Source organism: Streptomyces sp. NPDC047130 (assembly GCF_040643475.1).
Classification (GTDB): Bacteria; Actinomycetota; Actinomycetes; order Streptomycetales; family Streptomycetaceae; genus Streptomyces.
Genome location: NZ_JBEYUK010000035.1, coordinates 7,595 through 21,079, shown reverse-complemented (window position 1 = coordinate 21,079; position 13,485 = coordinate 7,595). Strand labels below are relative to the sequence as shown.

The 13,485-nt window shown below is 77.7% G+C and carries 1 protein-coding gene (running past one end of the window); it reads left to right on the top strand.

What is annotated here, in order from left to right; all coding sequences use genetic code 11:
• On the top strand, nt 1-13,485 hold the 3' end of the coding sequence (locus ABZ836_RS27990; RefSeq protein ID WP_361146716.1) for a type I polyketide synthase. It extends 16,338 nt beyond the left edge of the window; the window shows 13,485 of its 29,823 coding nt (coding positions 16,339-29,823); its start codon lies beyond the left edge, outside the window; it ends in the stop codon at nt 13,483-13,485.

Sequence of the window (13,485 nt, the reverse complement as noted above, 5' to 3'; positions counted from 1 at the left end):
GAGCCGGTCGTCGCCGCCCCGGCGCCGCAGCCGGCCGTGGTGCCCTGGCCGCTGTCCGGGCACACCGCCGACGCCCTCGCCGCCCAGGCCGGCAGACTGCTCGGCGCGCTCGACGCACGACCGGCCGACGTCGGTCGCACCCTGGCCACCGGCCGGGCCGCGCTCACCCACCGCGCGGTGGTGCTGGCGCACGACCCGGACCGGGCCGCCCAGGCGCTGACCGCCCTCGCCGAGGGCCGCCCCGACCCGGCGGTCGTCCGGGGCACCGCACGCGAGGGCAGGACCGGGTTCCTGTTCAGCGGGCAGGGCGCCCAGTACGCCGGCATGGGACGCGAGCTGTACGACGCGTTCCCCGTCTTCGCGGACGCCTTCGACGCCGTGTGCGCCCGGGTCGACCTCGAACTTCCGCTGCGTGAGGTGGTGTTCGGCGACGACGCCGCGCTGCTGGCCCGGACGGTGTACACGCAGCCCGCTCTCTTCGCGGTCGAGGTGGCGCTGTTCCGGCTGGTGGAGTCGTGGGGTGTCACCCCGGACGTGCTGGTCGGCCACTCCATCGGTGAGATCGCGGCGGCGCATTGCGCCGGCGTGCTGTCGCTGGACGACGCGTGCGCCCTCGTCTCGGCGCGCGGCCGGCTGATGGACGCGCTGCCGTCCGGCGGCGCGATGCTCGCCGTGGAGGCCGCCGAGGACGGCCTGGAACTGCCCGACGGCGTGGACCTGGCGGCCGTCAACGGCCCGACCTCCGTCACGGTGTCCGGTGACGCCGACGCGATCGGCGCGCTGGAGCAGCGGCTGCGCGCCGAGGGCGTGCGCGTGAAGCGGCTGACCGTCTCGCACGCGTTCCACTCGCGGCTGATGGAGCCGATGCAGGCCGAGTTCGCCGCCGTCGCCGAGTCGCTGACGTACCACGCCCCGGCGATCCCGGTCGTGACCACGGCCCCCGGTGACCTCGCCACCCCGGACTACTGGGTGGGCCAGATCCGCGAGCCCGTCCGGTTCGCCGACGCGGTCGCGCCGCTCACCGACGTACGGGTCTTCCTCGAACTCGGCCCCGACGGCGTGCTGTCGGCGCTCGTGCCGCACCTGCACGACGGCACCCCCGCCGTGCCGCTCCTGCGCCGCGACCGCGACGACACCGAGTCCGCGCTGACCGCCCTCGCCCACGCCCACACCGCCGGCGTCACCCCCGACTGGGCCGCCGTCTACGCCCCCTGGACGCCCCGCCGGATCGACCTGCCCACCTACGCCTTCCAGGGCGAGCGCTACTGGCTGCGTCCCGGCCACGACGCCGGTGACCTCGGCGCCGCCGGGATGCGGGCCGCGGGCCACCCCCTGCTGAGGGCCGAGGTCTCCCCGGCCGTCGGCGGCGGACTGCTGCTCTCCGGCCGTCTGTCCACCGCGGTCCAGCCCTGGCTCGCCGACCACGTCGTGCACGGCGGCATCGTGCTGCCCGGCACCGCGTTCGTCGAACTCGTCCTGCACGCCGGCGCGTCCGCCGGACTCGCGCGGCTCGACGACCTGACCCTGCACACCCCGCTCGTCCTGCCCGAGCGCGGGGGAGTGCAGGTCCAGGTGCGCGTCGCGGCCGACGGCGCGGTCGACGTCCACGCCCGGCCCGAGGCCGACGAGGACGGTCCGTGGACCCGCCACGCGAGCGGCCTGCTCACCGCCGAGGAACCCGCCCTCCCGGCGCACGACACCGCCTGGCCCCCCGCCGGCGCGGAGCCCGTCGTCCTCGACGGCCACTACTCGGCGCTGTCGGACGCCGGACTGTCCTACGGCCCCGCCTTCCAGGGCCTGCGGGCCGCCTGGCGGTCCGGGGACGTGCTGTACGCCGAGGTCGCGCTGCCCGGACAGGGCACGCCGGACGGGTACGGCCTGCATCCCGCCCTGCTCGACGCCGCGCTCCAGGCGCTCGCCGCCGGCCCGCTCGGCGACGACGGGGCGGCCCGGGTGCCGTTCGCGTTCGGCGGTGTCTCGCTGTACGCCACCGGAGCCTCCGTACTGCGGGTCCGCCTGACCCCGGCGGGCCGGGACACGGTGTCGGTGGCGGCCTTCGACGAGACCGCCCTGCCGGTGCTGACCGTCGACGCGCTGACCCTGCGCACCCTCGACGGGCCGCCCGCGCAGGCGTCCGCCCCCCTGTACGAGGTGACGTGGACACCGCTGGGGGCCAAGGGAGAGCCCTCCACCGCGCGGACGGAAGCGGACCCGGTGGTCGTCGACGACCCCACGGCTCGGCACGCGGCCGGTCCGGTGGTGTGGCGGGCGCCCGCCGACGCCGTGGAGGCGCTGGCGGGCCTGCAGGCCTGGCTGGCCACCGAGCCGCTGGACGACGCGCCGCTGGACGACGCGCCCCTGGTGGTGCTCACCCGTGGAGCCGTCGCCGTCCTGGACGACGGCGAGATCACCGACCCGGCGCGGGCGGCGGTCTGGGGACTGGTCCGCTCCGCGCAGACCGAACACCCCGGCCGACTGGCCCTGCTGGACGTGGACACGGAGGACGGCCTGACCACCGCCGTCGGAAGGCTGCTCGACTCGGGAGAGCCGCAGGCGGCCCTGCGCGACGGCGCCCTGCTGGCGCCCCGGATCACCCGGGCGCGCACCCCGGAGGAGCCGAGCGAGCCGCGCCCCGCCCTCGACCCCGAGGGCACCGTGCTCATCACCGGCGGCACGGGCGCCCTCGGCTCCCTCCTCGCCCGCCACCTGGTGGAACGCCACGGAGCCCGGCACCTGCTGCTCACCGGCCGGCGCGGCGCCGAAGCGCCGGGCGCCGCCGAACTCGCCGCCGAACTGGCGGACGCGGGGGCCTCGGTGCGGTTCGCGGCCTGCGACACCGCCGACCGCGACGCCCTCACGGCCCTGCTGGCCGACGTGCCCGCGGAGCACCCGCTCACCGGCGTCGTGCACGCCGCGGGCGTCGTCGACGACGGCATGGCCGACGCCCTGACCCCCGAACGGCTGCGCGCCGTCCTCGCCCCCAAGGCGGACGCCGCGATCGTGCTCGACGAGGCGACCCGGGACCTGGACCTGTCGTTCTTCGTCCTCTACTCGTCCGTGGCCGCCACCCTCGGCACCCCCGGACAGGCCAACTACGCGGCGGCCAACGCCGTCCTCGACGCCGTGGCACGGCGCCGCGCCGCGCTCGGCCTGCCGGCCGTGTCGGTGGCCTGGGGCCTGTGGGCCCGGTCCAGCGCCATCAGCGGCCACCTCGACGCGCAGGCCCTCGCCCGGGCGAGCCGGCTCGGCGCGCCCCTGACCGACGCGCAGGGCCTCGCCCTCTTCGACGCGGCCCTCACGGCGGCCCGCCCGCACCTGGTGGCGGCGGCCGTGGACCGGGGCCGGCTGCGCGCCGCCACCGAGGTCCCCGCGATCCTGCGCGCCCTCGCGGGCGTCACCCGCGGCCAGGCCGGACGGGCCGACGGCCGGCGCGGCCGTGAAGGACTCGCCGCGACCCTGGCCACCGCCGCGGACCCGGTGCGCCTGCTGCTGGACCTCGTCCGGGCCGAGGCCGCCGCCGTCCTCGGCTTCGCCTCCGCCGACGAGGTGACGGCGGACCGCGCCTTCCGCGAGCTGGGCTTCGACTCGCTCACCGCGGGCGAACTGCGCAACCGCCTCAACACGGCCACCGGCCTCAGGCTCCCCGCCACCCTCGTCTTCGACTACGCCAACCCCACCGCCCTCGCCGAACACCTGCTGGTCCAGCTGGGCGGCGCCCGGGAGACCGTCGCGAAGCGCCGCACCACCGCCGTCCGCGACGACGAGCCGATCGCCATCATCGGCATGGCCTGCCGCTACCCCGGCGGCATCGCCTCCCCCGAGGACCTGTGGCGGCTCGTCACGGCAGGCGACAGCGTCGCGATGCCGTTCCCCGAGGACCGCGGCTGGGACCTCGAGGCGCTCTACGACCCCGACCCGACGCGCCGCGGCAGCTCCGACGTCCGCCTCGGCGGGTTCCTCGACGGCGCGGGCGACTTCGACGCCGGCCTGTTCGGCATCTCGCCCCGCGAGGCGCTCGCCATGGACCCGCAGCAGCGGCTGCTCCTGGAGACCTCCTGGGAGGCCTTCGAGCGGGCCGGCCTGAACCCCGCCGGACTGCGGGGCACCCAGGCGGGCGTCTTCGTCGGCGCCACCAACGTCGGCTACGCCAGCGGCCCCAACCTCCCCGAGGAGGTGGACGGGCACCTGCTCACCGGCATGTCCGGAAGCGTCGTCTGCGGCCGGATCGCCTACACCTTCGGGCTGGAGGGTCCCGCCGTCACCGTGGACACCGCCTGCTCGGCGTCGCTGGTCGCCCTGCACCTGGCGGTGCAGTCGCTGCGCAACGGCGAGTGCGACCTCGCCCTCGCGGGCGGCGCGACCGTGCTCGGCGCCCCCGACGTCTTCACCGAACTGAGCAAGCAGAAGGGGCTCGCCCCCGACGGCCGCTGCAAGTCCTTCTCGGACGACGCGGACGGCACCGGCTGGTCCGAGGGCGCGGGCATGCTCGTCGTCGAGCGCCTCTCCGACGCGCGGCGCAACGGCCACCGCGTCCTCGCCGTGGTCCGCGGCACCGCCGTCAACCAGGACGGCGCCTCCAACGGCCTCACCGCGCCCAGTGGCCCCGCCCAGCAGCGGGTCATCCGCGCCGCGCTGGACGCCGCCGGCCTCGCCCCCTCGGGCGTGGACGCCGTCGAGGCCCACGGCACCGGCACCCGGCTCGGCGACCCCATCGAGGCCCAGGCCCTGCTGGCGACGTACGGGCAGGAACGGGAGGACGACCAGCCGCTCTGGCTCGGCTCGCTGAAGTCGAACATCGGCCACACCCAGTGCGCGGCGGGCGTCGGCGGCGTCATCAAGATGGTGGAGGCGATGCGGCACGGCGTCCTGCCGCGGACCGTCAACGTCTCCGAGCCGACCGGGCAGGTGGACTGGTCCGCCGGCTCCGTCGCGCTGCTCACCGAGGAGCGGCCGTGGCACCGCGGGGAGCGGCCGCGCCGCTCCGCCGTCTCCTCCTTCGGCATCGGCGGCACCAACGCGCACGTCATCCTCGAGGAGGCCCCGGCCCCCCGCGCGCTGCCGCCCGCCCCGCGGCCCGGAACGGCTCCCGGCGGCGCCGAGGCCGCGCGGCCCGTCGCCTGGCCGGTCTCCGCCCGCGGCACCGAGGGCCTGCGCGCCCAGGCCGCCCGCCTGCGCGCGTACGCCGCCGACCGGCCCGGAGCGGACCCGGCGCGGATCGCCCGGACCCTGGTCACCGCCCGCGCCGCGCTGGACCAGCGGGCCGTGGTGCTCGGACGCCACGACGACCCGGACGGCCTCCTCGCCGGACTCGACGCGCTCGCCGCCCAGACCCCGGCCGCCTCCGTGATCCAGGGCACCGCCGTCCAGGGGCGCACCGCGTTCGTCTTCACCGGCCAGGGCGCCCAGTACGCGGGCATGGGGCGCCAGCTCCACGCCGCGCACCCGGCGTTCGCCGAGGCGTTCGACGCGGTCGCGGCCCGGATCGACATCGGGACCCCGCTCGCCGACCTGCTCTTCGAGGACGGCCACCGGTTCGAGCGGGCCGGCAACGCCCACGCCTGCACCTTCGCCCTGCAGGTGGCCCTCGCCCGGCTGCTGGAGTCCTGGGGCGTCACACCCGACGCGGTGCTCGGCCACTCCACCGGCGAACTGGCCGCCGCGCACATCGCCGGCATCCTCTCCCTCGACGACGCCTGCGCCCTCGTGGAGGCACGCGCCCGGCTCCTGCTCGACCTGCGCGAGGACGGCAGGATGCTCGCCGTCGAGGCGCGCGAGGAGGACGTGCTCCCGCTGCCCGACGGCGCCGACCTCGCCGTGGTCAACGGGCCCGAGGCACTGGTCGTCTCCGGCGACGCGGACGTCCTGGAGGCGCTCGCGGAACGCTGGCGCGAGGAGGGCCGGCGCGTGAAGGACGTCTCCGTCTCCCTCGCCGCCCACTCCCACCACGTGGACCCGGCCCTCGCCCCGCTCGCCGCCGTGGCCGCCGGGCTCACCCACCACGAGCCCGCCGTCCCCATGGTGGCCACCGGCCCCGGACGGCTCGACACACCGGAGTACTGGGTCGGCCAGATGCGGCGCACCGTCCGCTTCGCCGACGCCGTGCGCCGCCTGGACGGCGTGCGCAGGTTCGTCGAGATCGGCCCGAGGAGCGGCCTGTCGGCGATGGTGCAGCAACTGGTCGAGGACGCGGTCACGGTGCCGACGCTGCTGCCCGACATGCCCGAGACCGAGGCCCTGCTGCGGACGCTGGCCGGGCTGCACGTCTCCGGCGCCCGCGTCGACTGGCCGCTGGAGCCGGTCGAGGGCGCCGACCTGCCCACCTACGCCTTCGAGCACCGCCGCTACTGGGCGCTCCCCGAGTCCGGCCCCGCCGACGTGGAGGGCGCCGGACTGGCCGGCGTCGACCACCCGCTGCTGGGCGCCGCGGTGGCGTCCGCGACCGACGACGGCCTGGTGCTCACCGGCCGGCTGTCCACCTCCGCGCACCCCTGGCTCGCGGACCACCGCCTCCGCGGCACGGTCCTCGTCCCCGGCACCGCGCTCCTCGAACTCGCCCTGCAGGCCGCCCGGGCGACCGGCGGACGGCTCGTCGAGGAACTGACCCTCCACGCGCCGCTGGTCCTGCCCGAGCGGACCGCCGTCAGGTTCCAGGTCGTGGTCGGCGCCGAGGACGGCGCGGTCGGAGGCCGCGAGGTCGCCGTCTACGCCCGCCCCGAGTCCGGCGCCGACGGCCCCTGGGTCCGGCACGCCTCGGGCGTGCTCGCGCCCGACCTGCCGGCGGAGCCGGAACCGGCCGCGGTGTGGCCCCCGGCGGACGCCGAACCCGTCGACCTCGACGGGCACTACGCGCTGCTGGAGGCGGCGGGCCTGGAGTACGGGCCGGCCTTCCGCGGGCTGCGGGCCGCCTGGCGGACCGGCGACGTGCTGCACGCCGAGGTCGCCCTCCCGGAGCAGCAGCGCGGCGGCGCCTACGGCGCCCACCCCGCGCTGCTGGACTCCGCGCTGCACGCGCTGGCCCTGGCCGGCCCCGAGGGCGACGGGCCGCCGCGACCGCGGCTGCCGTTCTCCTGGTCCGGGGTCGCGCTGCACGCGGTCGGCGCGGGCACGCTGCGGGTGCGCCTCACCCCCGCCGGGCCGGACGCCGTGACGCTGGACGCCTTCGACGACGCGGGCCTGCCCGTGCTGTCGGTCGCGTCGCTGACCCTGCGGGAGGCCACCGGGCGTATCACCCCGGAACCCGCGGACGACTCGCTGTTCGAGGTCACGTGGACCGAGCCCGACCGGCACGGCGCGACCGACGCCGGCACGGCGTACGTGACGGTGGACGACCCGGCCGGTCTCGCCGAGGTGCCACCGGTCGCCCTGTGGCGGGCCCCGGCCGACCCGGCGGCGGTGCTCGCCGGCGTGCGGGCCTGGCTCGCCGACGACCGCACGGCCGACGCGCGCCTGCTGGTGCGCACCCGCGGCGCGGTCGCCGCCGTCCCCGGTGACGACATCGCCGATCCGCTCACCGCCGCCGCCTGGGGCCTGGTGCGCACGGCGCAGACCGAGCACCCCGGACGCTTCACGCTGGTCGACGCGGACACCGACGAGGAGGCGGCCGCGGTCCTCGGCCCCCTCGCCGAGGCGGACGAGCCGCAGGCGGCGGTCCGCGACGGCCGCGTTTTGGTGCCCAGGCTGACCCGCTTCCGGCACGGCACCGCCGCCGGCACCGCCGACCGCAACGGCACCGACATCGCCGACCCCGCCACCGACACAGGTACCGCCGCCGACACCGCGGACGGCACCGGCACCGCCGCCGGCGCCGCCGTGCGCCTCGACCCCGACGGCACCGTGCTCGTCACCGGGGGCACCGGTGCGCTGGGCGCCATGCTGGCCCGGCACCTGGTCACCCGGTACGGCGTCCGGCACCTGCTGCTGACCGGCCGCCGCGGCCCGGACGCCCCCGGAGCACGGGAACTCGTCCAGGACCTCGCCGGCCTCGGCGCCGACGCCCGCGTCGTCGCCTGCGACGCCGCCGACCGCGAGGCGCTGGCCGCGCTGCTCGCCTCCATCCCGGCCGCGCACCCGCTGACGGGCGTGGTCCACACCGCCGGCGTCCTCGACGACGGCGTGCTGGAGGCGCAGACCCCCGAGCGGCTGGCCACGGTGTTCGCTCCGAAGGCCGAGGCCGCCCTCCACCTGCACGAACTGACCGCGGGCCGGGACCTCGCCCTGTTCGTCCTGTACTCCTCCCTCGCGGCGACCGTCGGAGCCGCCGGGCAGGCCAACTACGCGGCGGCCAACGCCGTCCTGGACGCGCTCGCCGAGCACCGCGCCCACCGCGGCCTGCCCGCCCTCTCGCTGGGCTGGGGGTTGTGGGAGCAGCCGGGCGCGATGGCCGAACACCTCGACGGCACGGCCGTCGCCCGGCTCACCCGGCTCGGCGACGCCCTGGGCGCCGAGGAGGGCCTGGCCCTCTTCGACACCGCGCTGACCGCGGGACGGGCCCACCTGGTGCCCACCCGCTTCGCGCCCGCCCCGGTCCGCGCGGCCCACGAGGTGCCGCCCCTGCTGCGCGCGCTGGTGCGGGTCCCCGCCCGGCTCCGCAAGGCCGGCGCGTCCGGCGCGGACCGCGGGAACGGCCTCGCGCGGCGACTGGCGGCCGCCGCAGACCCGGCCACCCTCCTGCTCGACCTGGTCCGCGACGAGGTCGCCGCGGTCCTGGTCCTCGCCCCGGGCGAACGGGTCGCCCCCGACCGGGCCTTCCGCGAGCTGGGCTTCGACTCGCTCACCTCCGTGGAACTGCGCAACCGGCTCTCGGCGGCCACCGGCCTCAAGCTGCCCGCCACCGTCGTCTTCGACCACCCCGCGCCCCGGGCCCTGGCGGAGCACCTGCGGGAGCGGCTCGCCGTCGCCGTCGGCTCCGCCGCGTCGGCCTCGGCGTCCGCGCCCGTGCCCGCCCCGTCCGCGTCGGCCGAGGCGCCGTCGGGCGAGCCGATCGCCATCGTCGCCATGGCCTGCCGTTACCCGGGCGGGGTGAACAGCCCCGAGGACCTGTGGCGGCTGATGGCCGAGGAACGGGACGCGGTCGGCCCGTTCCCCACCGACCGCGGCTGGAACCTCGGCGCCACGGGCCGCGGCGACGTCCGTGCCCGCGGCGGCGCGTTCGTCGACACCGCCGGCGAGTTCGACGCGGCGCTCTTCGGCATCTCCCCGCGCGAGGCCCTCACCATGGACCCGCAGCAGCGCCTCCTGCTGGAGACCGCCTGGGAGACCTTCGAGCGCGCCGGCATCGACCCCGCCGCCCTCCGCGGCAGCCGCACCGGCGTCTTCGCCGGCGCCATGGGATCCGGCTACGGCACGGGCCTGCGGATGCCCGAGGACGCGGAGGGCCACCTGGTCACCGGCAGCGCCGGCAGCGTCGCCTCCGGCCGCATCTCCTACACGTTCGGGCTGGAGGGCCCCGCCGTCACCGTGGACACCGCCTGCTCGGCGTCGCTGGTCGCCCTGCACCTGGCCGCGCAGGCGCTGCGCGCCGGGGAGTGCACCATGGCACTCGCCGGCGGCGTCACCGTGGTCGCCGCCCCGGACGTCCTGATCGGCTTCGACCGGCAGAACGGCCTGGCCGCCGACGGCCGCTGCAAGGCGTTCGCCGCCTCCGCCGACGGCACCGGCTGGGGCGAGGGCGTGGGCCTGGTGCTGCTGGAACGGCTCTCCGACGCCCGCCGCAACGGGCACCAGGTGCTCGCGGTGGTCCGCGGCTCCGCCGTCAACCAGGACGGGGCCTCCAACGGCCTCACCGCGCCCAACGGCCCCTCCCAGCAGCGCGTCATGCGCGAGGCGCTGGCCGCCGCCGGCCTGCGGCCGTCCGAGATCGACGTGGTGGAGGCGCACGGCACCGGCACCCGGCTCGGCGACCCGATCGAGGCCCAGGCCCTGCTCGAGGTCTACGGCCAGGACCGCGAGGAGCCGCTGCGGCTCGGATCGGTCAAGTCCAACATCGGCCACACCCAGGCCGCCGCCGGCGTCGCCGGCGTCATCAAGACCGTCGAGTCGATCCGCCGCGGCATCCTGCCGAAGACGCTGCACGTCGACGAGCCGACCCCCGAGGTCGACTGGACGGCCGGCGCGGTGGAACTGCTCACCGAGGCCCGGCCCTGGCCGAGCACCGGCCGCCCGCGCCGGGCGGGCGTCTCCTCGTTCGGGATCAGCGGCACCAACGCCCACGTCCTCGTCGAGGAGGCCCCGCCCGAGCAGCGGCCGGAGCCGACCGCCCCGGACGACCGGTCCGCCCCGGCCGCCCCGGCAGGCCCGGGCGAGGCGCCCGCCGTGCTGCCCTGGCTGCTCTCGGCCGGTTCGCCCGCCGCCCTGCGCGGCCAGGCGGCACGGCTGCTCGCCTTCGCCGACGCCCACCCCGAGGTCCCGGCCGCGGACGTCGCCCGCGCCCTCACCGGCTCCCGCGCGCAGCTCACCCACCGCGCGGCGTTCCTCGGCACCGACCGCGAGGCGCTCCTCGCCGCCCTCCGGGCCTTCACCGAAGGCGTGCCGGGCGCCCCCGTCGGCAGGGCGGACGCCTCCCGCACCGCGTTCCTCTTCGCCGGCCAGGGGGCGCAGCGCGCCGGCATGGGCCGGGAACTGTACGAGACCCACCCGGCGTTCGCGGAGGCGTTCGACGCGGTCTGCTCCCGGTTCGCACTCGACCGGCCGCTGCGGGACGTGGTGTTCGGCGGCGACGACGACATCCTGGCCAGGACCGAGTACACCCAGCCCGCCCTGTTCGCGCTGGAGGTGGCGCTGTTCCGGCTGGTGGAGTCGTGGGGCGTCCGGCCGGACGTCCTGGTCGGCCACTCGATCGGCGAACTGGCCGCCGCGCACGTCGCCGGCGTGCTGTCGCTGGACGACGCCTGCACCCTGGTGGCCGCCCGGTCGCGGCTCATGCAGGCCCTGCCGGCCGGCGGCGCCATGCTCGCCGTCGAGGCCGCCGAGGACGAGATCGCGCTGCCCGACGGCGTGGACCTCGCGGCGGTCAACGGCCCGAAGGCGCTGACCGTCTCCGGCGACGAGGACGCGATCGCCGACTGCGAGGAGCGCTGGCGCGCGGAGGGCCGCAAGGTACGGCGGCTGGTCGTCTCGCACGCCTTCCACTCGCACCGCGTGCAGCCGATGCTCGACGCCTTCCACGAGGTCGCCGCGCGGCTCACCTACCACGCGCCGTCCGTCCCGCTGGTCTGCACGGCGCCGGGCGACCCGGCGACCCCCGAGTACTGGGTGCGCCAGGTCCGCGAGCCGGTCCGGTTCGCCGACGCCGTCGCCGAACTGGGACGCCGCGACGTCGGCGCCTGCGTCGAGCTCGGCCCCGACGGCGTGCTCTCCGCGCTGGCCGGTGCCACCCTCGGCCAGGACGTCGCCGCGGTGCCCGTCCTGCGGCCCGGCCGCGCCGAACCCGTCACCCTGCTGGCCGCCGTCGCCACCGCGCACACCCGCGGCACCCGCGTCGACTGGCGGGCCGTCCTCGGCTCCGGCCCCCGGGCCGCGCTGCCCACCTACGCGTTCGACCGCACCCGCTACTGGCCGGAGCCCCGCGCGGAGGAGACCGGCACGGCCGACACCGAGTTCTGGGCCGCCGTCGACTCCGGCGACCTCGGCTCCCTGGCCGGGCTCGACCCGGCCACCGCCGCCGCGCTCGCCGAGGCGCTGCCCGCCCTCGCGACCTGGCGCCGCACCCGCGCGCTGAGCGGGACCGCGGCCGGCTGGCGGTACCGCGTCACCTGGGCCGACGTCCCCGCGGCCCGGCCCGCCGGCGGCCACTGGCTGGTCGCCGCCGACGACGAGAACACCGGCCTCGCCGCCGGCGTGGCCGCCGCCCTGCGGGACGGCGGAGCCGGGGCGACCGTCTGCACCCCGGACGACCTGTCCGCGGCCGACCCCGCCGACGGCGTGCTGCTGCTGTCCGGCGACCCGGAGACCGTGCTCTCCGTGGTCCGCACCGGCCTCGGTTCGCCGCTGTGGTGCGTGACGACCTCGGCGGTCGGCGCCGCCGGCACCACCGCCGACGCCCGGGCGGCCCAGGTGTGGGGGCTGGGACGGGTCGCGGCCCTCGAACTGCCCCGCCGCTGGGGCGGACTCGTCGACCTGCCGGAGCGGCCCGGCGCGGACACCCTCGCCCTCCTCCCGGCCGTCCTCGGCGGAACGGAGGACCAGGTGGCCCTCCGCGACGGCCGCATCCTGGCCCGACGCCTGGACCGGGCGCCGCTGGCACCCGGCGGGGCGTGGACCCCCGCCCGCGCCACCCTCGTCACCGGCGGCACCGGCGCCCTCGGCGGGCACGTCGCCCGCCTGCTCGCCCGGCAGGGGGCCGAGAAGCTGGTCCTCACCAGCAGGTCCGGAGCCCGGGCACGAGGCGCCGCGGCCCTGGTCGCGGAACTCGCGGAGCTGGGCTGCACCGCCGTCGTGGAGGCCTGCGACGTCGCCGACCGCGACGAGCTCGCCGCCCTGCTGACACGGCACCCGGTCCAGGCCGTCGTCCACACCGCCGGAACCGACACCGCCCGCCCGCTCCAGGAACTCGACGCGGACACCTACCGCGACGTCGTCCGCGCCAAGGTCCTCGGCGCCCGGAACCTCGACGAACTCCTCCCCGACGCCGAGCAGTTCGTGCTGTTCTCGTCCATCGCCGGGGTGTGGGGCAGCGGCGAGCAGGCCGCCTACGCGGCCGGCAACGCCTCCCTCGACGCGCTCGCCGAACGCCGCCGCGCCCAGGGCCGCCCGGCCCTCTCCGTCGCCTGGGGACCCTGGGCCGGCCAGGGCATGGCAGCCGCCGGACTCGGCGGGGGCGACGGCGACGCCGCCGCCTACCTCGCCCGCCGCGGACTGGGCGCGATGGAACCCACCACGGCACTGCGGGCCCTGGCCGACGCGCTCGGCGCGCAGGACACCTGCGTCACCGTCGCCGACGTCGACTGGAGCCGCTTCCTGCCCGCCTTCACGGCGAGCCGCCCCGCCCCGCTGTTCGCCGTGCTCGCCGAGAGCGAGGGACAGGGCGAGGAGGCCGCGGAGGCCGTCGAGGAAGGCCTCACCGCCTACGCCGCCGGCCTCGCCGACTTCTCCCCGGCACGGCGCGAACGCGCCCTGCTCGACCTGGTGCGCCGGCAGGTCGCCGACGTGCTCGGTCATCAGGGCCTCGACGGCGTCGCCGCCAGGAGCGGATTCGCCGACCTCGGCTTCGACTCGCTCACCGCCGTCGAGATCCGGGGCAGGATCGCGGCCGCCACCGGGCTGGCGCTCCCCAACTCGATGATCTTCGACTACCCGACGCCCGCGGCGCTCGCCGCACACCTGTCGGAGGAGATCGCCGCCGAGGCCGCGGGAGGCGCCGACCCGGCCCCGCCCGCCGCCACGGATATCCCCGCGGACGACCACGAAGAGGGGCCGTCGGAGAACGACATCGACCTGATGGACGTCGACGCCCTCATCCAGGCCGCGTTGGAGAATCCGGACGACTGA